The organism is Methylomarinum sp. Ch1-1 (assembly GCF_030717995.2).
GTDB lineage: Bacteria > Pseudomonadota > Gammaproteobacteria > Methylococcales > Methylomonadaceae > Methylomarinum > Methylomarinum roseum.
The window spans coordinates 4,379,275-4,401,940 of the sequence record NZ_CP157743.1; the positions used below are offsets into that span (position 1 = coordinate 4,379,275).

21 protein-coding genes and 1 pseudogene are annotated in these 22,666 nt (G+C 52.7%); 9 read left to right on the forward strand and 13 right to left on the reverse strand.

Going from position 1 to position 22,666, the window contains the following annotated elements; all coding sequences use genetic code 11:
- Window positions 1–16: 16 nt before the first annotated feature.
- The 7 genes from Q9L42_RS19835 to adk all read right to left on the reverse strand — a co-directional run bounded on the left by Q9L42_RS19835 (window position 17) and on the right by adk (window position 9,441).
- Window positions 17–757 carry a TrkA C-terminal domain-containing protein gene (locus Q9L42_RS19835; RefSeq protein ID WP_349431694.1) on the reverse strand — a complete coding sequence of 247 codons (741 nt, stop codon included), beginning with the start codon at window positions 755–757 and terminating at the stop codon, window positions 17–19.
- Window positions 758–1,119: 362 nt separating this feature from the next.
- Window positions 1,120–3,876, reverse strand: a complete 2,757-nt coding sequence (locus tag Q9L42_RS19840) for a FimV/HubP family polar landmark protein (protein WP_349431695.1) — start codon at window positions 3,874–3,876, stop codon at window positions 1,120–1,122.
- A 155-nt stretch (window positions 3,877–4,031) separates the two neighbouring features.
- Window positions 4,032–5,054 carry an aspartate-semialdehyde dehydrogenase gene (locus Q9L42_RS19845; protein ID WP_349431696.1) on the reverse strand — a complete coding sequence of 341 codons (1,023 nt, stop codon included), beginning with the start codon at window positions 5,052–5,054 and terminating at the stop codon, window positions 4,032–4,034.
- Window positions 5,055–5,056: 2 nt separating this feature from the next.
- A complete protein-coding gene (gene leuB / locus Q9L42_RS19850) occupies window positions 5,057–6,142 on the reverse strand; it encodes a 3-isopropylmalate dehydrogenase (protein ID WP_305906657.1) in 1,086 nt (361 codons plus the stop codon).
- Window positions 6,143–6,480: 338 nt separating this feature from the next.
- Window positions 6,481–7,116: a 3-isopropylmalate dehydratase small subunit gene (leuD, locus tag Q9L42_RS19855; RefSeq protein ID WP_305906656.1), complete on the reverse strand. Its 636-nt coding sequence runs from the start codon at window positions 7,114–7,116 to the stop codon at window positions 6,481–6,483.
- On the reverse strand, window positions 7,113–8,531 hold the full coding sequence (leuC, locus tag Q9L42_RS19860; RefSeq protein ID WP_305906655.1) for a 3-isopropylmalate dehydratase large subunit: 1,419 nt from the start codon (window positions 8,529–8,531) through the stop codon (window positions 7,113–7,115). Before leuC ends, leuD begins: the two co-directional genes overlap by 4 nt.
- Window positions 8,532–8,802: 271 nt before the next feature.
- Window positions 8,803–9,441 carry an adenylate kinase gene (gene adk, locus Q9L42_RS19865; protein ID WP_305906654.1) on the reverse strand — a complete coding sequence of 213 codons (639 nt, stop codon included), beginning with the start codon at window positions 9,439–9,441 and terminating at the stop codon, window positions 8,803–8,805.
- 211 nt (window positions 9,442–9,652) lie between these two features.
- Between adk and Q9L42_RS19870 the strand changes: the two genes are divergently transcribed.
- Window positions 9,653–10,102, forward strand: coding sequence for a CBS domain-containing protein (locus tag Q9L42_RS19870; protein WP_349431697.1), 450 nt, complete (start codon window positions 9,653–9,655; stop codon window positions 10,100–10,102).
- A gap of 39 nt (window positions 10,103–10,141) precedes the next feature.
- Window positions 10,142–10,720, forward strand: a complete 579-nt coding sequence (locus Q9L42_RS19875) for a DUF1415 domain-containing protein (RefSeq protein WP_305906652.1) — start codon at window positions 10,142–10,144, stop codon at window positions 10,718–10,720.
- A gap of 180 nt (window positions 10,721–10,900) precedes the next feature.
- Here Q9L42_RS19875 and Q9L42_RS19880 read toward each other — a convergent pair whose 3' ends face one another.
- Both Q9L42_RS19880 and Q9L42_RS19885 read right to left on the reverse strand, forming a co-directional pair.
- Entirely contained in the window at window positions 10,901–11,248 is a 348-nt protein-coding gene (locus Q9L42_RS19880; RefSeq protein ID WP_305906651.1) for a hypothetical protein, read from the reverse strand.
- A 365-nt stretch (window positions 11,249–11,613) separates the two neighbouring features.
- The gene (locus Q9L42_RS19885; protein ID WP_305906650.1) at window positions 11,614–12,453 is read right to left on the reverse strand and encodes a hypothetical protein; all 840 of its coding nucleotides are present in this window, start codon (window positions 12,451–12,453) and stop codon (window positions 11,614–11,616) included.
- Between the two features lie 94 nt (window positions 12,454–12,547).
- Here Q9L42_RS19885 and Q9L42_RS19890 point away from each other — a divergent pair, with 94 nt between their 5' ends.
- Window positions 12,548–12,874: a DUF2288 domain-containing protein gene (locus tag Q9L42_RS19890; RefSeq protein WP_305906649.1), complete on the forward strand. Its 327-nt coding sequence runs from the start codon at window positions 12,548–12,550 to the stop codon at window positions 12,872–12,874.
- Between the two features lie 647 nt (window positions 12,875–13,521).
- On the opposite strand, the gene Q9L42_RS19895 is transcribed toward Q9L42_RS19890, so the two are convergent.
- Window positions 13,522–14,064 carry a gamma carbonic anhydrase family protein gene (locus Q9L42_RS19895; protein WP_305906648.1) on the reverse strand — a complete coding sequence of 181 codons (543 nt, stop codon included), beginning with the start codon at window positions 14,062–14,064 and terminating at the stop codon, window positions 13,522–13,524.
- Between the two features lie 238 nt (window positions 14,065–14,302).
- On the opposite strand from Q9L42_RS19895, the gene Q9L42_RS19900 reads away from it, so the two are divergent.
- Genes Q9L42_RS19900 through Q9L42_RS19910 form a run of 3 tightly spaced genes read left to right on the forward strand, consistent with a single transcriptional unit; the run spans window position 14,303 to window position 16,562 of the window.
- Window positions 14,303–14,878, forward strand: coding sequence for a LemA family protein (locus Q9L42_RS19900; RefSeq protein ID WP_305906647.1), 576 nt, complete (start codon window positions 14,303–14,305; stop codon window positions 14,876–14,878).
- Window positions 14,879–14,890: 12 nt separating this feature from the next.
- Window positions 14,891–15,904, forward strand: a complete 1,014-nt coding sequence (locus tag Q9L42_RS19905) for an SPFH domain-containing protein (protein ID WP_305906646.1) — start codon at window positions 14,891–14,893, stop codon at window positions 15,902–15,904.
- Between the two features lies 1 nt (window position 15,905).
- Window positions 15,906–16,562 (forward strand): zf-TFIIB domain-containing protein, encoded by a 657-nt coding sequence (locus Q9L42_RS19910; protein WP_305906645.1) that lies wholly within the window; start codon window positions 15,906–15,908, stop codon window positions 16,560–16,562.
- A 408-nt stretch (window positions 16,563–16,970) separates the two neighbouring features.
- Here Q9L42_RS19910 and Q9L42_RS21575 read toward each other — a convergent pair whose 3' ends face one another.
- Entirely contained in the window at window positions 16,971–17,384 is a 414-nt protein-coding gene (locus Q9L42_RS21575; protein WP_349431453.1) for a group II intron maturase-specific domain-containing protein, read from the reverse strand.
- Between the two features lie 105 nt (window positions 17,385–17,489).
- A pseudogene (gene ltrA, locus Q9L42_RS19920) lies at window positions 17,490–18,283 on the reverse strand (group II intron reverse transcriptase/maturase); the annotation flags it as partial.
- A gap of 1,013 nt (window positions 18,284–19,296) precedes the next feature.
- Between ltrA and Q9L42_RS19925 the strand changes: the two are divergent.
- From Q9L42_RS19925 to Q9L42_RS19935, 3 genes are all read left to right on the forward strand, one after another.
- Entirely contained in the window at window positions 19,297–20,478 is a 1,182-nt protein-coding gene (locus Q9L42_RS19925; RefSeq protein WP_305906643.1) for a cytochrome-c peroxidase, read from the forward strand.
- A gap of 14 nt (window positions 20,479–20,492) precedes the next feature.
- Entirely contained in the window at window positions 20,493–21,569 is a 1,077-nt protein-coding gene (locus tag Q9L42_RS19930) for a metallophosphoesterase family protein (RefSeq protein WP_349431698.1), read from the forward strand.
- A 234-nt stretch (window positions 21,570–21,803) separates the two neighbouring features.
- A complete protein-coding gene (locus Q9L42_RS19935; protein ID WP_305906641.1) occupies window positions 21,804–22,217 on the forward strand; it encodes a cytochrome C in 414 nt (137 codons plus the stop codon).
- 204 nt (window positions 22,218–22,421) lie between these two features.
- Here Q9L42_RS19935 and Q9L42_RS19940 read toward each other — a convergent pair whose 3' ends face one another.
- On the reverse strand, window positions 22,422–22,562 hold the full coding sequence (locus Q9L42_RS19940) for a hypothetical protein (RefSeq protein WP_349431699.1): 141 nt from the start codon (window positions 22,560–22,562) through the stop codon (window positions 22,422–22,424).
- Between the last annotated feature and the right edge of the window lie 104 nt (window positions 22,563–22,666).

Genomic DNA, 22,666 nt, shown 5'->3' on the forward strand with positions numbered 1-22,666 from the left:
TGTGTCGGTTTGTCAATTATTTTGTATTTTCAGCTAGGGTGTGTGAATACTTACGATTGAGACCATAACGGCTGCTTAATCGAATATTATTGGCGGAACGACCAATCAGGCTGGAACCCGGCCTGACGACCGCTTCCAGCAAGGCTGTTTCTTCGCTCTCCCCTTCGCCCTTATCGTCGTCGTTTTTTTCATTGCCAGCCGTTTTCCGTGGGATGGAGTCCGTCCCGGTATCCGCTACGGTGTCTTTCTGAATTTCAAGACCAAGACTGGAAAGCGCCGTCGCCAATGACTGCGACTCGGCTTCGATCACCAGAATGTCGCCGGCGCGGAGCCGCCGCCCCGGATTTGGAGCGATCACCCGGAACTTGTTGCGCACCATGCCGACAACCTGGGCGTCGGCATCATCGAGAGTTTGCTCAATCTCTCTCAGCATTCGGCCGTCCGCCTTGCCGTTTTCGCTGACATAGGCTTCAGTCAGATAAGTCCCCGTATCGAATGTAAGCGATCCTTTTTGCGCTCTAAGGAACGAGTATGAAATAACTTTCCCAAATGTCGGAAGAGGAATCGGTGGCTCGATTGACAGGTGTCGGCGGCATGGCAGATTTTTTCCTCCTGCAAAATCTGCATTTCCACCATCCCTGGCGGGCAGATAGCCGCCGTCAAGCCTACGCCGCACAAGGCAGCAATTCAGTTTGAGTATTTTTGCGGTGTTTAGGGCATGGAGTGTGTCTGTCGAGGAGCGCCGTTCACCCAGCACCTAAATTATGCTGGAATGTAAAATATAGTCCAGTAGCCATGGAATTTAGGTGCTGGGTGAATATATCCCTATAGGCTTGGATGCGACATCCCTGTCGCATACACTTCTTCCACAAGCAATTGATAGTAAAAGAAATATTATCTCAGTATCAAGCTGAATAGTTACTAACCGCGCACAGTGGGCTGACAGTTCGGGGAGTGAAATCAACATGCAAGACTTCGACTTGTTGTGTTTCTATCTATTCGGCCCGCCTACTCGACTATTGACCGGATTGCCGCTACAAACCTCGCATTGCCATGATTCTAGCAGGCATAAAAAAAGCCCTGAACGGGCTTTTTTTGGGTATTTTGACATCTTTGTGATTATTGCAGCTGTTCCAGAATGGCCTGAGCAGCTTGTTTTTGCTGATCATTACCTTTTTCCTGTACCTCTTCGGCTATCGATTTTGCGGATTCTTCATCCCCCATATCGATATAGGCCTTGGCTAAATCGATCTTCGTTTCAAACTCATCCATATCGGTTAAGTCAGCCACACCACCTTGCTCGCCCTCTTCCTGTTCCGAAGAACCCGAAAATGTCGTGTCATCGAAATCAAAGTTGAATTCGAAATCATCCTCGCTATCGTCTTTCAATTCAGCATCTGCGCTTTTCTGTTGCGTATCCGGCGACTCGCTGGTCGTTGAAAAATCGAAGCTTTCCAGCGTTTCCGTTTCATCGCCGTCATCAGGCAAATCCAAATTCAATCCGCTATCGTCTACATCGCCAGCTTTCTGTTCAGTCTCGGTACTGAAATCAAAATCAAACGATTCAATTTCATCCTCCGCCTTCGAAGCGATAGCGGCCTCATCGCCGCTAACTTTCTGTTCAGTCTCCTCGGTGCTGAAATTAAAATCAAACGATTCAATTTCATCTTCGGTCTCCGACACAATGGCCGCCTCATCATCGCTTTTTGGCTCAGGCTCGGATAATGAGCTCAGATCAAATTCGACGCCTTCCAATTCCTCTTCTGCTCGGTCAGTCTCGTCTCCGGCATTTTGTTCATCGCTGCCGCCCGTGATTTCCGGTTCGGCAAACGAACTCAGGTCAAAATCTAAATCCTGATTGTCGGCCAGCGCTTCCTCGCTATCGAGTTTGAATTCCTCTTCATCCGCGACGGACTCACCAAATGATGCTAAATCGACGTTTCCTTTACCGATCTCATCCTTATCTTGTTCAGGCTTGGCTTCGGCTTGATCAGATGACTCCAACTCATCGGATTCAAGTTCAGCGCTGTCAAAATCAGCCTCGTCAGAGTCTTTGGGCTGCGCCAATACCGCGGAATCGGGAATGATCTCATTCGCCATTTCCAGCACCTTGGACCAAAATGCATGATCCTCATGCAACCCTGCCTTGACCAACTCCAAGGTATACTCTTCAAAAGCTTCCTTGTTTTCATTGGCATAAAAGATTTCCAATAATTTGAGCTTGCAATCCTCACGATCCGGTTCGTCTTTGATCGCCTGACGCATTAATTCTTCAGCCTGTTGATATCGTCCGTATGCCAAATAAACATCGGCTTCGGAAATAGGGTCGACTTCATTCTGATCGGTTTCGAAGGCATCGAAATCGCTGGGGGTAAACTCGCTCAGGAACGAACTTTCCCCGACCGTACCGACATCATAGGCCGGCGTATTATCGTCGACATTCAACACGGAAACATCGGAATCCGGCATTCTGATTTCACTGGATGACGCGAACATGCTTTCCGCTTCCGCCTCTTCCTCAACCTTACGTTTGCGCCACCATAACCCCAAAACACCCAATATCGCCACGCCTAGGCCGCCCACCAGCAAATAATAGTTATCCGCAAAAAAACTGGTTTCAGCTTGCTTAGACGGGGCTGATTTAGCCTTCGCTTTAGGCTTGGCTTTTTCAACCGGCTCGGGTTGCGGTGCGGGTTTAGGCTGATCGACCGGCTTGCTTTGCTGAGCCGGTTTAACCGTCTCCTCGGCCGTTCTTACCTGCTCCGTCGTCGCGGCTTGAGTCTGCTGTTGTTCCAGCAATTGTTTATTCTGTAAAGCGGCAAGCTGCTCATCTTTCATGACCAGCAGCTTTTGCATCATTTCCAATTGCTGCTCTAGTTTCTCCAAGCGCGCCTGCATGGCCAGGTTACTGGTCTGTTCGGTCGACGGCTCATCTCCCGTCTCGTCGACAGCCGCCGTTTCCTCAGAAACTTCGGGCTCGGCTATCGCCGCCTCGGGCGAGCCTTCCTCCGGGGCCTGTTCTGCAGCTGCCTGTTGCTCCGGCGTGACGACAACTTGCTCTTCAACTTCGGCTTCGACCGGCGCAACTAATTCCAGTTGACTTGCCTCGGCCTGCTGTTCCGCTTCGGCAACCGACTCTTGAGCCGGCTTCTGTTCAACCGCCGCCTTCCATGCTTGGTTTTGTTGCTTGAACAACTGAAAAGCCTGTCTTTTAGACAGCTTGATTACCGCCTCGCGATCAGGAATTTCAAGCGTGCTTCCAGACATCAAGGCGTTGACATTGTCTTGATAAAAGGCGCGCGGATTAGCCTGATAGATCGCCATGACCATTTGCTCGGTGGCGATATCAGCCGATGGTTTAACGTTTTCCGCGATACTCCACAAGGTGTCCCTGGGCGTTGTTGGTCCATAACTGTCGACCGCGACCTTCCCAACCGCCTCGGTGGAAGTGTTAATGGCCGGAGCGGGCTGTGCTGACAACGATTCCTCGACGACCGGAGTTGTTTGTTCGTCAACCCCGGGCGCTTGCACGGCTTTTTCGACAACCGGAATCACCGGCTGCTGATAAGCCGCCGGCGGATCGATTAACACAGTGAATTCACGATACAGATTGCCTTTTTCCCAGCTCACTTCCACCAGAAAATCCAGAAAAGGTTCTTTCAACGCCTCGTTGGAACTGAGTTTGACCACGACGGAGCCATTAGGCTGCACCACGGTATCGAATTTGATTTTCGACAGAAAATAGCTCCATGGCACGCCGACTTCATCAAATTTTTCCGGCGGCGCCAATCTTACCTGGATATCGGCAGGATTTTCATCGGCGGACAACAACAGGTCAATCTCGGCATTGAGTTTTTGATTAAGGGCTGAATGCAATTTAAGATCGCCAATTCCCAAGGGCTGTGCACTAGCCGGTGCCAGTAACGATACAACCGCTAAAGTTTTAGTTAAATTGCGCACTTCGCTCTCCTACAAATATATTGACCACAGTTCTTTACCGAGAATAACCAAATATACTGGGTAAGCTTAGCCTAGATGTAATTTTTTACCAGCTCTTCTGCAATTTGTACGCTATTTAATGCCGCGCCCTTGCGCACATTGTCACCAACCACCCATAAATCAATGCCTTGCGCATGAGAAATGTCCTCGCGGATACGGCCGACGAAAACGTCATCTTTGCCTGACGATTCAGTCACTGCGGTAGGATAGCCGCCATCGACACGATCATCGAGCACGGTAACGCCCGGGGCGTTCAACAATAATTCCCTGACTTTTTCGGCCGAAATCTTGGCCTTGGTTTCGATATGAATGGCCTCGGAATGGCCATAAAACACCGGCACCCTAACGGCTGTCGGGTTGACTCTTATCGTTTCATCGCCGAATATCTTCCGGGTTTCCCATACCATTTTCATCTCCTCCTTGGTATAGCCGTTATCCATGAACACATCGATTTGCGGCAATACATTGAAGGCGATCTGTTTCGGATAGGCCTCGGCTTTGACCGGCTTGCCATTCAGCAAGGCTGCTGTTTGCGAGGCAAGTTCTTCCATCGCTTCTTTGCCTGACCCGGAAACGGCCTGATAGGTGCTGACGTTGATGCGGTCGATACCGACGGCATCGTATATCGGCTTCAGCGCCACCAGCATCTGAATCGTCGAACAGTTGGGGTTGGCGATGATACCGTGTTTCTTATAGTCGGCGATCTTATCCGGGTTCACTTCCGGCACCACCAGCGGAATCTCATCGTCATAGCGGAACTGCGAGGTATTGTCGATCACGACACAACCGGCGGCGGCCGCTTTAGGCGCATATTCCGCAGAGATCCCGGCGCCGGCCGAAAACAGGCCGATCTGCGCCTTGGAAAAATCGAATTCCGCCAGGTCTTCGACCTTAATCGAACCGCCCTTGAAGGCGATGCGTTTACCGGCCGAACGCTTGCTGGCTAATGCATAAACGTTACCGACCGGAAAATTTCTTTCTTCCAGGATCGACAACATGACTTCCCCGACCGCGCCGGTTGCACCGACAACAGCCACATCATAGGTCTTAGACATAATTACGCTCCGTTTTTTAAGGCATTTACGACTGCGTCACCCATTTCCGCAGTACTGACTTTTTGCTTTCCCTCCGAATAAATATCGGCGGTTCTGATGCCGGCATCGAGGGCCGCATTGACGGCTTTTTCGATGCGATCGGCGGCGGTCGCTTCGGCGAAGGTGTAACGCAGCATCATCGCCACCGACAGGATCGTCGCCAGCGGATTGGCGACGCCCCGCCCGGCGATATCCGGCGCCGAACCGTGTATCGGCTCATACATGCCTTTGCCGTTCGCATCCAACGACGCGGAAGGCAGCATGCCGATAGAGCCTGTCAACATCGCCGCGGTATCGGACAATATGTCGCCAAACATATTGCTGGTCACCATCACGTCAAACTGTTTAGGCGCCCTCACCAATTGCATCGAGGCGTTGTCGACATACATGTGACTAAGCTCGACATCGGGATACTCCTTGCTCACCTCGGTCATCACTTCGCGCCACAATTCGGTGCATTCCAACACATTGGCTTTGTCGACCGAACATAAGCGCTTGTTCCGCTTCTGGGCGATGGAAAAAGCCGAATGGGCGATACGGCGGATTTCCGATTCGCTGTAAACCAGCGTGTTATAGCCTTGCTTTTCGCCGTTTGCCAAGGTTCTGACCCCTCGCGGTTGACCGAAATAGATCCCGCCAGTCAGCTCCCTGACGATCATCAAATTCAGCCCGGAAACAACTTCGGCTTTCAAGGTCGAGGCGTCGGCCAATTGCGGATACAGAATCGCCGGCCGCAGATTGGAAAACAGTTCCAATTCGGAACGAATGCCCAGCAGCCCGCGTTCCGGACGAACGGCGTGCTCCAAGGGCTCCCATTTCGGCCCGCCGACCGCGCCCAACAACACCGCATCGGCGGCCTTGCATAAATCCAGCGTTTGCTGAGGCAGCGGCGTGCCGTGCTCATCATAAGCGCAGCCGCCGATCAGCCCGCTCTCGAACTCCAACCCCAAATCCATATCGGTGTTCAGGCACTCCAATACCTTGACGGCTTCCGCAACGATTTCCGGGCCGATGCCGTCCCCCGGCAAAATGGCAATTTTTCTTGTCATCTATATAAAACCTTTATTCAATTTATTTATTCATCCCAGCAATTCCCGATTTTGATAATAAAGAGGGATTGAGGTGTGTTTGGCGAGGATGTCGGCGGCAGGGAGTCCGACGTCAAGCCCCAAGGATTCACCCAGCACCTAAATTCCATGCCTTTTGGGCTACATTTACATTCCAGAATAATTTAGGTGCTGGGTGAACGCCGTTCCACGACAGACACTCCCCTCTAAAACGCTCAAACGGGGAATTGCTGTATTCATCCTGAGCGCCGCGCAGAAATCCTCCAGGTAGGCTGAGTAAAGCGCTCGCGAAACCCCGCGCTGCGACGACGGCGTAGGCATCAATCGGCGAACAGCCACGGCGCTCGTTTGGCCCGCTCCGACTCATAGGCCTTTATTTCATCGGCATGCTGCAAGGTCAGAGCGATATCATCCAGGCCGTTCACTAAACGATGTTTGCGGGATTCATCGATCTCAAAAGAGATGACCCGGCCCGCCGGTGTGGTGATGGTTTGTTTTTCCAGATCGATCGTCAAGCGATAGCCATCCTTGACTTCCTGGAACAAACTGTCGACGACCTTGGCATCCAGCACAATCGGCAGAATGCCGTTCTTGAAACAGTTGTTGTAGAAAATATCGGCAAAACTGGGCGCGATGATCGCTCTGAAACCATAATCCTCCAACGCCCAAGGCGCGTGTTCACGCGAAGAACCGCAACCGAAATTTTCCCGCGTCAGCAGAATTTCCGCCCCCTGATATTGCGGCTGATTCAGCACAAAGTCCTTATTCAAGGGTCGGTTGCTGCAATCCATTTCCGGCTCGCCATGGTCCAGATAACGCCATTCGTCGAACAGATAGGGGCCGAAACCGGCGCGACGGATCGATTTTAAAAATTGTTTTGGAATGATTGCGTCGGTATCGACATTGGCTCTGTCCAACGGCGCCACCAGCGCGGTTAAGGTGGTGAAAGCTCTCATTGCGCGTCTCCCGCCAGTTCGGCAACATTGACAAAATGACCGGTAATCGCCGCGGCGGCGGCCATCGCCGGACTGACCAGATGAGTTCTGCCGCCATAGCCCTGCCGTCCTTCAAAGTTACGGTTGGAAGTCGAGGCGCAACGTTCGCCCGGCTCCAGACGGTCGGCATTCATCGCCAGACACATCGAGCACCCCGGCTCACGCCACTCGAAACCCGCTTCTATAAAGACCTTGTCCAAACCTTCTTGCTCGGCCTGTTGCTTGACCAGCCCCGACCCGGGCACCACCAGCGCCTGTTTGACATTGTCGGCGACCTTCTGACCCTTGGCAACCGCAGCTGCCTGGCGCAAATCCTCGATGCGGGAATTGGTGCAGGAACCGATAAACACCTTATCGACGTGAATGTCGGCGATCTTCTGACCCGCTTTCAAATCCATGTATTCCAGCGCTCGCTGCATGCTTTGCCGCTTGACCGGGTCGGCTTCCGCAGCCGGATCAGGCACGACTTCATCGACCGCGACCACCAATTCCGGCGATGTTCCCCAGGTCACCTGAGGCTTGATCGCGGCGGCATCCAGCTCGATGACCTTATCGAACACCGCGTCGTCATCGGAATGCAGTTTTTCCCAGGCTCGCACCGCCATATGCCAGTGCTCGCCCTTCGGCGAAAACGGTCGATCGCGGTAATAATCGATCGTCGTGTCGTCCACGGCAATCAGACCGGCGCGCGCGCCCGCTTCGATCGCCATGTTGCAGACCGTCATCCGTCCCTCCATCGACAATGCGGTGATCGCCTCGCCGGCAAATTCGATCGCATAACCGTTGCCGCCGGCGGTGCCGATCTTGCCGATGATAGCCAGCACGATATCCTTGGCCGTGACGCCTGGCCCGACTCGACCATTGACCTTGATCAGCAGATTTTTCGATTTTTTCTGTATCAAGCACTGGGTCGCCAACGCATGCTCGACCTCCGAAGTACCGATGCCGAACGCCAGCGCCGCCGAAGCGCCATGGGTGGAAGTGTGCGAATCGCCACAGACCACAGTCATGCCCGGCAGTGTTGCGCCCTGCTCGGGCCCGACCACATGGACGATGCCCTGACGCACGTCGCTCATGTCGAACTCGGTAATGCCGAACTCGGCGCAGTTTTTATCCAGCGTTTCCACCTGCAAACGCGAAACCGGATCGGCGATACCCTGCTCCCTGTCGGTCGTCGGCACGTTATGATCGGCGACCGCCAGATTTCTGGCCGTGCGCCATGGCTTTCTGCCGGCCAAACGCAAGCCTTCGAAGGCTTGCGGCGATGTCACTTCGTGCACCAACTGCCGGTCGATGTAGATCAAGGAAGATCCGTCCTCTTCGCTATGGACAACATGATCGTCCCATAATTTGTCGTATAAAGTTTTACCTGCCATCGTTCTCTGTTTAACTTGTTAATGTGTTCAAGCGGTCGACAAAAGTCTTGCTATTGCTGAATGCGACAGCGCAAACCTAAAAATATTCATTATTCCTTGCGCGGTTTAAAGACCTCGCGCTCTAGCCGGAAAGCGCCGTCTATGTGTCGCTGAGTAAGATGGGAAGAACGCTCGCCGAAAAAACCCATCGGAAAAATGACTATCTTGCGCTCTCCGCCCGCTCTACTCAAATAGCGTTTAAAGCAGCATCCTAAGAATTAACGAGATCGTCTCAACCTAAAATGGCAAAAATCTTGGTGGTGATATCGCTGACCGAACCAACGCCGGCTATCGAATCGAATTGTGCCGGCTGTGCCGGGTCAGAGTAATAACCGACCAACGGTTTGGTTTGCTCATGATAAACACTGAGGCGCTTGCGCACCGTTTCTTCCTGATCGTCGTCGCGCTGTATCAGCGGTTCGCCGCTCACATCATCGATGCCTTCCTGTTGCGGCGGATTGAATTCGACATGATAGGTCCGCCCCGACCCCGGGTGGACGCGTCTGCCGCTCATGCGTTTGATAATCTCTTCATCATCGACGGCAATCTCAATGACATGATCGATATCCACCCCCATCTTCTGCAAACCTTCCGCTTGTGCGATGGTGCGCGGAAAACCGTCGAGCAAGAAGCCGTTGGCGCAATCGTCCTGGGCGATACGTTCCTTGATCAGTCCTAGAATGATGTCATCGGACACCAAGCCGCCGGCATCCATGACTTTTTTCGCTTCCAGTCCCAAAGGAGTGCCTTCGCGCACCGCGGCGCGCAGCATGTCGCCGGTTGAAATCTGCGGGATCCCGTACTTTTCAGTGATAAACTGAGCCTGAGTCCCCTTACCCGAACCAGGACTACCTAAAAGAATAATACGCATACAAACAACTCCAGAAGCATGATTGAGGCGGCGAGCGCCCGAAAAAACAAACAGCGACGCGGACTCGGACAACTGCTCCGACCGCAGCAAAACGTTATATTTTATCTCAATTAATAACCAAGCGCTTTATCTCTTGTCAAAATGAGCAATTTTCCTTATTCTTGTTCAGCTAATTTAAACCAGGAGTACTTTCATGCGCGTTGAAGAGTTAATGACTTCAAAAGTTTTTACCGTGGCCCCCCACGACATGATCGATCGAGTGTTCTTTTTGATTCATTACGAAAAAGTCCGCCATTTGCCCGTCGTTGAAAAAGGCAAAGTCATCGGCATCGTATCCGATCGCGACATGTATAAGGCATTAGGGCCTAAAAGCAATTCCAATGCGATTGAAGCAAACACCGCCAGCACCGAGCTGCATGTCATCCCCAAAAAGGTGATGAATATCATGCGTCGAGGCGTGTTAACCGTCGAACCGGATACCCTAGCCTCCGACGCCGCCGGCATCATGGCGGAACACAAGGTCGGCGCCCTGCCCGTCATTAAAGATGAAAAGCTGGTTGGCATTTTGTCGGCCACCGACATTTTGCGCGTATTTTCAAAACTGGAACACGCCCGTGAAGAAAGGGAAAAACGCATTGCCGAAGGCGTCAGCCATCAATAACAACAAAGCCTCCGCGAAGGAGGCTTTTTTATTGCAACCATGAATCCCGATCTCGTCGTGGCGTCGACCCGAGAATGGCTCAAATCATTCATCATCGACTACAACATCTGTCCGTTTGCGCGGCGCGAATACGAGAGAAACCGCATCCGATACGCCGTCGTCGAGGATCTCGACTGGGGAGACTGTCTGACCCGGCTAGTCGGCGAATGCCATATCCTCGACACCGATCCGGATACGGAAACCACGTTGATCATTTTTCCGCAAACGCTGCATGACTTCGATGCCTATCTTGACTTCCTCGGCCTCGCAGAACGACTGCTGGTCGATCAGGGTTATGAAGGCGTTTATCAGCTGGCCAGCTTCCACCCGCACTACCGATTTGCCGACAGCGACGATAAAGACCCGGCCAACTACACCAATCGTTCGCCCTATCCGATGCTGCATCTGATCAGAGAAGCCAGCATCGAACAAGCCTTACGGCATTACCCCCATCCGGAAAACATTCCGGAGCGCAATATAAGGCTGACCCGACAAATGGGCTTAGACAAACTGCAAAGGTTGCTGCAACAGTGCCGCCAAACTGCGGCTAAACGCGATAACTCAGAGACACAGAGCTAAAAACAGCCTAGGAGCCCGTCCGAGAACTAACGTTTAACTCATTCACGTCAATATATAGCGTCTGTAAATAATCATTAAACACTGAATATTGTGCCTAGAAAGCTGAGATTGCTATTCTCGGACAGCCTCCTAGGGACCTCAGGGCTACCTCATTAAATGAATGAGTAGCAAAACAGAAAATTAGCAACAAATACGCCTAAAGTAAGTTAAACGTTTAGGGTGTGTTAAATAACCCGCCACGCGCGCAGGTTTTTGGCGGCTTGCTTCGCGAAGCCGCCCTACGATGCGGTAGGGTGTGCTGACGAGAGGAAGCGCACCATTTTTGATGCGCTTCACACTGTTCAGCACATCCGAAGGCAAGGCTACATTGGCATGCAACAGGATTCGCCGCCAGGCAATCCGCCTGGATACGCACAACGGCCAATTTTGTCCCGGTGGCGGTTTTTGGCGGCTTGCTTCGCGAAGCCGCCCTACGATGCGGTAGGGTGTGCTGACGATAGGAAGCGCACCGTTTTTGATGCGTTTCACACTGTTCGGCACATCCGAAGGCAAGTCAGTGCTTTGCGTAGGAGCGCCGCCTTCGGCGCGAAAAGAGCCATTCGGCCCGAGGGCGGGCCTCCTACGGGCAGTCGCCCTTGGCGCGAAAAGCAAGTAGTCCGCTGTCGCTATGCGAAATGCAGGTCAACGAGGCCCTGAACGAATTAACCGTGACTAGAGTAAGTTAAACGTTCGGGGCGGGTTAAATAACCCGCCCCGCCCTGATGGATGGCGCGATATTAACCAATCTGTTGATTCAGGTATTTTTTAATGAGGGAGCCCTGGACCTGGGTTTACCCGTCACATATAAAATGACTGAGTACTAGCAGCAACTTTCTATGCCTCTGCGCTGAGTACTATTTATAGTAATCGAACTTATCGCCCTTCTTTTTCTTAGCCTTTTCTTCCGCCTCTCTTTCCTGCTTTGCCTTCAGCGCTTCCCGTTGCCTGTCGATTTCGGCGGCAATCATCGTGTCATAATGGCGTCTCAGCGTAGAATCGGTCGGACGCGGCGGCAAATCCAGCTTGACTTCGTCCACCTTCTTAAGTCCTCGACGAGTTCTACGGTCATTTTCCGCCGCTTCCGCCAACTTGACCGCGACGCTGCCGAGAAATTCATGAAACCATTGAGCATCCTTTACCGGAGCCATGTCGGGATCGTTCATCACATCCTGCTCATCCGGCAAACTGCCGCATTCCTTGGCCAATTCCAACGCCGCGCGGCAGGCCTCGTGATCATCACGCAAGGCATGGATACAAGCCAGGTTATAAGCCGCACTGCCTTTTTGAATATGCCCAGCTTTTTCAAAGAATTCGATCGCCTTGTCATAAAGCGGATCCTCCGGCTGTGCATTATTCAGACGCGCCAACTCCATATAAGCAAAGCCGCCGTCAATCGCGCCGCCCAGATGATTAGGCGAGGCCAGCAGACAAAAAGTAAACTTGTTTACGGCATCCTCATATAGGCCTATAGCCTCGTCCTTCCCCTTGTTTTTGGCGTGATGCAGCTGGGCAAATCCCCAATTATGCAATGCATCGGCAAGAACCGCGTCACCGGCAACCACTTTGGCAAAACCCTGATAGGCGCTCTTATAAAGCTGATCGGCCTTGCCGCCTTCGCTGTTGCGGGCTTCGGCGACATGTTTAATGGCGGCTTTTAAGGTGGAACTCTTAGAAAACGGAGGGAATAACGACATGAATACTGTTCCTCATTAACTGGTGGTAGTTGTAGTTATTGTTTTAAAATAAGCGCAGATAGTACAACAGCATACAGCATCAGAGAAAGCTTAAATGAGCGAAGCCGAGATAAATATCGAAAAAGAAAAAGTCAACCTGGAAACATCATTGATCCCCTGGTCGCAATTACAGCGTTTTTTCGCCGCCGGGCTGGCCATACATGTCGCCAATGATATAGATTTGGTGGAAGTGGCTTACCAATTTTCCCAGGACAACAAAGCCCAGGTACAACAATGGATGCAACAAAATAAGGTCGGCCATGTCAGCGACCAGCAGGCGGCGGAATGGATACAGCATAACAGCGAAGTCTGGGCGGTGGTCGTAAAACCTTGGATCCTGGTGCAGGCGCAAGAAGGAACAAGCACAGCGTCACCCGCCTAGAGAAAGCTAAGCTTGCGTTATCAGGACGAAATGCGATTACGCGCCAGCAAACCGCATTTCGACTACTATATCGAAAACCCTCACATCCCAAAGGCTCTTCTTGCAACGATCCTGGGAGAATCCGCTCGGATTATTCCGGTCATGGCGGATTGCTGACGCGAATCCGCCTTACAGCTTTGAAAAGCATTGCCATTAACGTTCAATACAGTACAAATATATCGGCAATTATGAAAGTAAGTGCAGATTTAGCCGCGCAATGCGAATAAATTCGCATCTATCTCAGCATTTCCCTTTGGTGTTCAAAAAGGGCATGGGGTGTGTTTGGCGAGGATGTCGGCAGATAGGATGCGGTCGTCAAGCTCCAGCACCTAAATTCCATGGCTACTGGACTATATTTGTAATTATTCAGCGTATTTTTATCAGAGGGAGTAGGCTATTGATTTATCGGGCTGTCTGCAACAGGACGTTGCAGTCAGAGCTTACATGGAAGTATTCACGCGTCCCGAGAAATCAATAACCTACTGCCTAAAACCCGAAAGATACTGAATAGTTACTCTAAAATAAACGCAAGCCTGTGCCGCGCAAGCCCGAACGAGGCCGACATAAATGGCCATCCTTACGTTTCGTCGGGGCTATGCGTATCGTCTTCAGTCTAAGCCCAGCTCCGCACGATGCTCATCTTTCAGCTGCACATAATGACGGGCCGAATACTCCAGGAAGCGCTTTTCTTCATCGGATAGCGGCCTCACCTGCTTGGCCGGCGCGCCGACATACAGATAGCCGCTCTCCAGTTTTTTACCGGGCGGCACCAACGCACCGGCGCCCAGCATGACATAATCTTCCAACACCGCGCCATCCATGATGATCGCACCGATACCGACCAGACAGTAATCGCCGACGCTACAGGCGTGCACGACGGCCCTATGACCGATGGTCACGCAGCGGCCTATTGCCAACGGATAACCCTGCGGTGAAAAATCGCCGGCATGGGAGACATGCAACACCGAGCCATCCTGTACATTGGTTTGCGCGCCTATGCTGATGCTTTCCACGTCACCGCGCACCACGACGGTCGGCCAGATCGAAACGTCATCGCCCAGCGTCACGTCGCCGATGACGACGGCGCTGTCATCGATATAGACATTGTTGCCTGTTTGCGGGTGCTTATCTTTAAATTTTCTAATCGCCACACTCTCTCCGAATTTTAACTATACTTTTATGCAGCAATTCCCACTTTGGCGTTCAAAAAGGGCATGGGGTGTGTTTGGCGAGGATGTCGGCAGCAAGGATGCTGCCGTCAAGCCCCCAGGGATGGGTTTACAGCGCTCCTCGACAGACACACCCCATGCCCTAAACACCGCAAAAATATTCAAACTGATGATGGGAATTGCTGACTTTTATGACTCATAACATTAACGACGGGTTACCATGCTGGTTTTCAGCGCCGTTTTTTTCGGCATTATCGCTCTACTGATCATATATGTCATCGTGACCTATAACGGCCTGGTCAGTTTAAAACATAATACCGCAAAGGCCTGGTCCAATATCGATGTATTATTAAAACAGCGCCATGACGAACTGCCCAAGCTCGTCGAAGTATGCAAACAATACATGCAATTTGAACAGACTACGCTGGAAAAAGTCATTCAGGCCCGCGCCGGCATCGCCAGCGCCCAGGAACATGGCGACATCAAGGCGCTGGGCGCGGCTGAAACACAATTACGTCAAGGGCTGTCCGGTTTGTTCGCGGTCGCCGAAGCCTATCCCGAACTCAAGGCCAATCAGTCTTTTCAGCAACTGCAGCAACGCATCACGGCCCTGGAAAACGACATCGCCTTCAGACGCGAATTTTACAACGAATCGGCCAACCAAAATAATATCCGCATCGAACAATTTCCGGATCTGATCATCGCCAGGCTATCCAACTTCCAGGCCTTCGATCTGCTGGAATTCAGCGAAACGGAAACCCAGGACGTCGACGTGGAATCTCTTTTCAATGCATAAACCGAGGTAGACATGGCTTTTATCGACGGCATCAAACGCCAGCTTCGCTCCGTCATCGAATGGAAAAATCCGCATCCCGATGCGCTGTTGGTGCAATGGACCGAAAACGGCGACGAAATCAAGAACGCCTCCAAGCTGATCGTAGGCCCCGGCCAAGGCTGTATTTTCGTCTATGAAGGCAAGGTACAGGCGGTCATCGACGAACAATGCCTGATCGACCTGGAATCCGACAACATTCCGTTCTGGACCACGATCAAAAAATTCATGCAGTTTTTTGAGAGCGAACACAAGGTCGGCATCTATTTCTACCGCAAGAATAAAATCCTCGATCAAAAATGGGGGACGTTGTCGCCGATCAAATACGATGACCCTAAATACAAGTTCCCGGTCGGCCTGAAAGCCTTCGGCAATTACAGCTACCTGGTTCACGACCCCAAGGCCTTTTTCGTCAGCGTAGTCGGCAGCCACAATGAATTCTACATCGATGATTTCCGCCGGGTGATGTCGGCGCGGATCATCGATCCGATTTCCGACTACCTGGCCGAAAGTCGCTACAGCTATGCCGAAATCGACGCCAACCGGGAGGAAATCGGCCGCGGCATCTCGATCAAACTGTCGATCGCCTTCCGCAAACTGGGTTTCGACATCACCGATTTCCGCATCGAAGGCACCGACTTCGACGAAGACACCTTAAAACGGATCAATCGCATCGCCGACCTCAGCGCCGAAGCCCAAGCGGCGCAGGCGGTAGGCCTGGATTACGTCAAGGTCCAGCATCTGGAGGCGATGCGCGAAGCGGCGCGTAACGAAAGCGGCGGCGCCGGAATGGGCATGGGGCTGGGCGCCGGCATCGGTTTCGGTCAGAGCATGGCGCAATCGATGGCCGATACCCCCAGCGCATCGACGACCCAATCGGACGACGACCCGATGGCGAAACTAGCGCAGTTGAAGAAAATGTTCGAGGCGGAGCTGATTTCCGCCGCGGAATACGCCGCCAAGAAAAAGGATATACTGGATAAACTCTGACATGGCTCGTTGTAAAAGCTGTTCGGCGCCGTTACTGGCCAACACCACTCTATGCCGCTATTGCGGCGTCCGTAATGACATCGATTTACACGGCAGGCATCAATACAGTCTGCATAGCTCGCAATCGAAACGGCTTTGCCCCGAATGCAACGAGCATCTGCAGACCATCGATCTGAATCTGAACGGACCTTTCCTGATTGAACGTTGCGAGCAATGTTTCGGTCTGTTCTTCGATCCCGGCGAAGTCGAAATACTGCTGGAAAGCTCGGTTTCCAATGTGTTCGACATCAATCACCAGTTGCTGCACAACATCAATAAGGACCGCTATCGGGACAAGCAAGTCAAATATTTGAAATGCCCGGACTGCCAAATCTTGATGAATCGGGTCAACTTCGGCCACCGCAGCGGCGTCGTCATCGACCGCTGCAAGAAACACGGCGTCTGGCTGGAAAGCGGCGAAATCACCCACCTGATGGAATGGAAAAAAGCGGGCGGCCAGATTCTGCACCGCCAGAACAGCGAAGAAAAACCCAACAAACGCAGAACCGTCAATCGAACCATAGCATCTCGTCATATTAGCGATTATAGCTATGCGATGGATTCGGAGCCGGACCTGATCCAGGCCGTTTCGGATCTGGTTTCCAGATTGTTCAACTGAGGCTTTACCTGACGATATCGAACGTTTATCGCCAGGTGGAGCCTTTATAAACCAGCAATTCCTAACTAGCGCGCCACTATTTCTGCGAAAGCTTGTTTTGGGCATCCCAGCCCAAGCAAGCGGCAGAAATTACGTGGCGATTATTGCCTCCGGCGGCCCCGATTCGTCCTGCGTCCGTGCCACTTCGCCATATCATCGTAAACTCGATACTGGCTCCGTCGCACTCCCACAAATGACTTGACGGCGTTTCGGGAGACCTTTTATTTTGTCTCCACCTTCGCTCTCGCTTCGATTCCGACAAAACAATCGGCCCTACGCCTATCGGGGACTAAAAATCTTATCGGGTCAGAGGGAGCCGCAGCTCCCGTCTGCCCACAGAACCGTGCGTACGGGTCCGTACACGGCTCCTCACGTAAGACGAATCCATTGAGATACCTCAAACCAATGCGCTAACTGTCGGTCGGATCGTATTTCCTGTCCCATCAGGTTGATAAACCAACTGTTCGGATAGGCTCTCGTCACCGCTCGGGTTGCGGAAAGCGCCCACCGTTTCTTGTTGGAAAAGACCGTCTGGGCGGCTTGCTTTCGCGGTACGCCCCGTTTGACCAGGTTTCGATACAGATGCTGTTTCCGCTTCTGCTGACTCACCAGCCTCGCTCGTAATCGTCGCCGGATATGGGCTTCGATTTTCCTCAGCTGGGACGGGTATTGGGTCAAGCTGTAGTAGTTGGCCCAGCCCACGTACCACTGATTAAGGTCGGCCAGGGTGTGATTCAGCGTCTGATGGGTGCCTCGCGGCGTTAAGGCTTTGACTTTACTCATGGCCGTTTGCAGGGCTTTGTGCGCAATCGCTACCGTCCCGTCGACCACGGTAAAGCCTAAGAACTTTACCGCATCGGATTTAGCCACTTGGCTTTTCTCCCGGTTCACCTTCAGTTTCAGCTTGTTTTCGATGAATTGGCTGACTTTCTCCATCACTCGCTCCGCCGCCTTTTGCGACCCAACGAAAATGTTGCAGTCATCGGCAAACCGACAAAATTCCAGTCCGCGCTTTTCCAATTCCTGATCCAGTTCGTCCAGAACAATGTTGCTCAGCAAGGGCTTAACGGTCCGCCCTGCATCGCACCTTCCTTGTTGGGGTTGACGACGCCGTTGATCATCACGCCACTGCGCAGCATCATGCCGATCAAGCGCAAGATGCGTTTGTCGGCGATCCGTTGCCCCATCCGGCCAATCAGCCGGTCGTGGTGAATACGATCGAAGAACTTCGATAAGTCGATGTCCACCACATAGGGTTTACCGCTTTCCACGATCCGTTGCGCCGCTTGCACCGCTTGGTGTTGACTCCGTCCCGGACGAAAGCCATAGCTGTGCCCTGAAAAATGCGGATCAAAGATCGGTTCCAGCAACAATTTCAGGGTCGTCTGTACCACACGATCCCGCACCGTCGGTATGCCGAGCAGACGTACGCCCTTGCCGCCAGGCTTAGGTATTTCCACTCGGCGAACCGGCGAGGGTTGGTAAGTCCAATCCTGCAATTCCTGTTGCAGACGACTTAGCTCTTCGTCTAAACGGGCTTCAAAGTCGGCTATCGTGACCCCGTCAATGCCGGGTTTGCCTTTGTTCTTCTTCACCTGTTCAAATCCCGCACTCAAATACAACGTTGAGCACAGTTGGTCAAAGAGTCTTGGTTCCTCAATCAATCGGTCATGTTCGTTCATTTCACTTTTTTCTCTCTCTTGCAATGGCCTTTCTTCAATCTCGCGCAATCGATTCGTTCACTGTTTACGACGCGAATAGTCGATTGCTCCTGTCAGGCTGATCTCAGACCCTCAGTTTATAATCAACGGCCATGGCCGCTTACGTGTTCCACCCTTCACCTCCAACTTCCTGTCACTGGTTCGATGTTTTTCCCTCAGCTATGTCACCATAACCTCATCGGCATCGAACTTTACGATTACTACGGCTTCATCTGCAGACCCTCGGTTCATCACGTCAGCATTACTGCTGCGCTTAGGGCTTAAGGTGTCGCAGTTACACCGACCCGAAGCCGACGGCCCTTCACTGGGTAAGATAGTCAACTTTATCTCGGTCCACCTACCTTCAATACAACAGCAAGTTACGGTGAGAATATCGGACTTCGGTGGACGCGGGCACCTCATCCTCTTGCTGCCGCCTTACGAAGGTTCACTCTCGTTTAGGTGACCGATTCGGCTAGAGCTTCTTTCAGATTCCGCATTGGCTCTCGGTAACCGTGCTTCCCTGTTGGGTAGCTACCGGGAGTTTCTTTGGACACCCTTGCTTTCGCCTACTTCTTCCCTTCTCACAGGGCAAAGGCTGGACTTTCACCAGCTAGCTGACTACCATGCCAGTCACACCACTTCGCTGGCGCTCCGTTTCCAAGATTTTCAGCGTTTGAATAACTAAAAGGGCTTGGGGTGTGTTTGGCGATGATGTCGGCGGCAGGGAGTCCGCCGTCAAGCCCCCAAGGATAGGTTTACCCAGCACCTAAATTTCCATGGCTACTGGACTATATTTTACATTCCAGCATAATTTAGGTGCTGGGTGAACGGCGTTCCTCGACAGACACACCCCAGGCCCTAAACACCGCTAAAACGCTCAAATGGGAATTACTGATTATAAACCACATTTTACAAATACTGATGGCGGCGTTATAGTCAAGCGAAAGCCGTCCGTTAATGCTGGCTTCATTCTCTCAAGCGAGGAGGTTCGTATGCGCCTTATCCTGACCTTAACGCTCAGCGTCACGCCGCTGTTTGCTTTCAGCCAGAATTCCGTAACCTCCTCAACCGCCGAACCGCCGCCGGTGAGCAGCGCGGCCCAGCCCAGCGACACCCCGTTACTCGGCTTGCCGCCGGTGCCGATCCCGACCGATAATCCGCAGTCCGCCGAAAAAATCGCGCTGGGCGACAAACTCTATCACGATCGCCGTTTTTCCGCCGACGGCAACGTCAGCTGCGCCACCTGCCATGCCGAAGAAAAAGCCTTCACCGACGGACTGCCAGTCTCCACCGGTCATCACGGCCTGCAAGGCACCCGCAACGCCCCGACCGTGCTCAACGCGGCCTTTTACACGTCTCAGTTCTGGGACGGCCGGGAGCCCGACCTGGAAAGCCAATCCAAACAACCGTTCATCAATCCCGTCGAAGGTGGTCTGAAAAACCATCAACCGATTCTGCAAATCGTCCGCAGCGATCCCGACTATAAAGCCGCCTTCGTTTCGGTATTCGGCGTCGGCGGCGAGCAATTGACGATGGATCATGTCGCCAAGGCCATCGCCAGCTTCGAGCGCACGCTGGTGTCCGGCGATTCGCCGTTCGATCGTTATTATTTCAACAACGACAATAGCGCCTTGAGCGAAGCCCAGGTCCGCGGCTTCCAACTGTTCATCGGCCAGGGCCGTTGCGTCTCCTGTCACACCATCGAACAGGACAGAGCGCTGTTCACCGACAGTCGCTTTCATAATATCGGCATCGGCATCAATTCCATTCAACAGGATGTGCCGCGCTTGGCGACGGCGTTCCTGGAGGCGAAAAATCAAGGCGAGGAGGTCGACACCATGGTCTTGACCAATAGAAAGTCTTCCGAGCTGGGTCGATTTGCCGTGACCGACCGGCTCAGCGAAATGGGCGCCTTTAAAACGCCGACTTTGCGCAATGTCGCATTGACCGCGCCGTATATGCACGACGGCAGCCTGAAAACCTTGAAAGAAGTCGTGATTCACTATAACAACGGCGGCGTGACGCCGGCCGGCGCCAAGGTCAACGCCTTCCTCAGCGGCGGCATCCGCCCTCTGAACCTGACCGACGCGCAAATAGACGACCTGGTCGCTTTTCTGCAAGCCCTGACCAGCCCGCAGATCGCCCAGCAAACGAAATCCGCGACGCCTCAATAAGGGAGACCAGGACCATGAAAAAAATCAACAAAAGCCGCCGCAATTTCATCAGAAACAGCGGCGCCCTGGCGTTGGGCGGCACGCTGCCGATCAGCCTGGTCGAGCTGGCCTTTGCCGACAGCGACCAAGACTTCACCTTCGCCTATATCTCCGACGCCCATATCCAACAGATCAAAGGCAGCCGTTTCGTTAGAAACTGGGACCGGGGACTGATCCGCGCCGTCGCCGAAACCAATTTGCTGAGGCCGAAACCGGATTTCGTCATGTTCGGCGGCGACCTAGCGCAATTAGGCAAGCCGGCCGAACTGGACCATGGCGCCGAAATCATGTCGGCGCTGCACCATGATGTCAAGTATGTGATGGGCGAACACGATTACTACCTGGATCTGGGCGCCTATTGGGAAAAACTGTTCGGGCCGCAATATTACAGCTTCGATCACAAAGGCGTACATTTCATCGTGCTGAACAGCATCCTGACCTACGACGACTGGACCTATCATCGCTGGCCCAGCGCCGAACAACGCATGGTGGAAATGGCCGGACTGGACAATCCGAACGGCTCGCCGTTTATGGTCGGCGAACAGCAGCGGCGCTGGCTGAAGAACGACCTGACCAAGGTCAAAAAATCCACACCGATCGTGGTCTTTTCCCACTCACCGCTGCAGAAAATCTACAAGGGCTGGAATTTCTGGACCGAGGATGCCGAGCAGGTCCAAGCGTTACTGCGCCCCTTCGATAAGGTTTCGGTGATTTACGGCCACGTACATCAAATTCAATATAATCAAATCGGCAATATCAGCTTCAACTCGGTGATGGCGACCGCCTGGCCGTGGCCCTATCCGGGCTCATACGCGCAGGCCGAACAATATCTGCCGAAACTGACCGTGCCGATGAATCGCGCCGACCCGTTCTTCGAGCGGGATGCGACCGGCTGGCAGTTCATCAACCTGAACGACGGTCGTGTCGACCTCCATTTCACCCTGTATAACAACGAAGACCGCAGCGTACGCTTCAGCCAAGTCAATAAACAACCGGAGGACATACACTACCAAGACGAAGAGACGCGCATTCCGCCGCAAAAACATTATTGATAACCTCAGCTCGGGATAAAAGATTCATATATTGCAAAGGATTAAGACGTTGTCAGGCAGCTCTGGAAGTAGTGTCCGCGGCATGGCGGTTTTTGTTTATTTAGGTGCTGGGTGAACGGCGTCTTCTGGAAGAGCGACCTGATAACGGCTGGTTTCTTAACCCGAACTCAGGTTATTGATAGCGCTCAAAAAGCGTCGGTCCCGAAATCAAGAATCCTTTTCAAGGAGTACACGATGGCAACTTTTCAACGCAAAAAAACGCTGCTCGGCTTAGGCTTCTTCGCCCTTATGGTCTCGTTCTCCACACAGGCAGACGAGTTCAGCGAAAGCGATATGCAGCGCTGGCAACAGCAATTTATGGACACGGTCAAACAGGGCCGGGAATTATGGACCAGCGGCGAACTGGGCGGCAACGGCGTGGCCTGCGCGCAGTGCCACCCGAATGCCGCCAACACCCACCCGGAAACCTACCCCAAATTCCAGCAGCAAATCGGCAAAGTGGTGTCGTTATGGGAAATGATCAATTGGTGCCTGCGCAATCCGCTGGAAGGCCAGCCGCTGGACGCCGACGACCCAAAGATGACCGCGTTGCAGGCCTATGTGACCCATGAGCGGCGCGGCGTGAAACTGGAACCGGGCAAACATTGATGCGGTTTGCTGCGTTAATGCTCAGCCACTGTTCGATAAGCGTAGTGGTTTAATATCCGCCAACTTGTCGTCTGGATGGTGTTGTGCAGCGTCATCCAGACAGACTCATCATACGGATATTCTCCTGGTGCGCCTCCTTTCGTCGACACAACCGACATTATTTGCCCGGAAATCCATGAAGGCCGAGAAATGTTCGGATCGACCTCACCATCCCGACTCGTCGTCATCATAGCCTTTTGCCTTGTAGTCTTTGGGAACTTTCGGTTTTTCAGCGGTTCTTAGCAACACGAACGCGCCGCCGAACACCAGAATGAGCGCTAAAAACAGGAAAAAAATCAATTTCATGGTCACCTCTCCTAAGACAATGCGGCAACTTCCAATTTGGAGTCACTATTCAGCTTGATACTGAATAGTTACAATCTGGATAACGAAGAGGGCCTGGGGTATAT

Bases quoted from the DNA above. Each gene is read 5' to 3' on its own strand.
- leuC (WP_305906655.1), bottom strand. From the start codon at position 8,531: ATGGCAGGTAAAACTTTATACGACAAATTATGGGACGATCATGTTGTC.
- Q9L42_RS19875 (WP_305906652.1), top strand. From the start codon at position 10,142: ATGAATCCCGATCTCGTCGTGGCGTCGACCCGAGAATGGCTCAAATCA.
- Q9L42_RS19890 (WP_305906649.1), top strand. From the start codon at position 12,548: ATGAGCGAAGCCGAGATAAATATCGAAAAAGAAAAAGTCAACCTGGAA.
- leuB (WP_305906657.1), bottom strand. From the start codon at position 6,142: ATGACAAGAAAAATTGCCATTTTGCCGGGGGACGGCATCGGCCCGGAA.
- Q9L42_RS21575 (WP_349431453.1), bottom strand. From the start codon at position 17,384: ATGAGTAAAGTCAAAGCCTTAACGCCGCGAGGCACCCATCAGACGCTG.
- Q9L42_RS19935 (WP_305906641.1), top strand. From the start codon at position 21,804: ATGGCAACTTTTCAACGCAAAAAAACGCTGCTCGGCTTAGGCTTCTTC.
- Q9L42_RS19925 (WP_305906643.1), top strand. From the start codon at position 19,297: ATGCGCCTTATCCTGACCTTAACGCTCAGCGTCACGCCGCTGTTTGCT.
- Q9L42_RS19930 (WP_349431698.1), top strand. From the start codon at position 20,493: ATGAAAAAAATCAACAAAAGCCGCCGCAATTTCATCAGAAACAGCGGC.
- Q9L42_RS19905 (WP_305906646.1), top strand. From the start codon at position 14,891: ATGGCTTTTATCGACGGCATCAAACGCCAGCTTCGCTCCGTCATCGAA.
- Q9L42_RS19940 (WP_349431699.1), bottom strand. From the start codon at position 22,562: ATGAAATTGATTTTTTTCCTGTTTTTAGCGCTCATTCTGGTGTTCGGC.
- Q9L42_RS19845 (WP_349431696.1), bottom strand. From the start codon at position 5,054: ATGTCTAAGACCTATGATGTGGCTGTTGTCGGTGCAACCGGCGCGGTC.
- adk (WP_305906654.1), bottom strand. From the start codon at position 9,441: ATGCGTATTATTCTTTTAGGTAGTCCTGGTTCGGGTAAGGGGACTCAG.
- Q9L42_RS19910 (WP_305906645.1), top strand. From the start codon at position 15,906: ATGGCTCGTTGTAAAAGCTGTTCGGCGCCGTTACTGGCCAACACCACT.
- leuD (WP_305906656.1), bottom strand. From the start codon at position 7,116: ATGAGAGCTTTCACCACCTTAACCGCGCTGGTGGCGCCGTTGGACAGA.
- Q9L42_RS19900 (WP_305906647.1), top strand. From the start codon at position 14,303: ATGCTGGTTTTCAGCGCCGTTTTTTTCGGCATTATCGCTCTACTGATC.
- Q9L42_RS19870 (WP_349431697.1), top strand. From the start codon at position 9,653: ATGACTTCAAAAGTTTTTACCGTGGCCCCCCACGACATGATCGATCGA.
- Q9L42_RS19885 (WP_305906650.1), bottom strand. From the start codon at position 12,453: ATGTCGTTATTCCCTCCGTTTTCTAAGAGTTCCACCTTAAAAGCCGCC.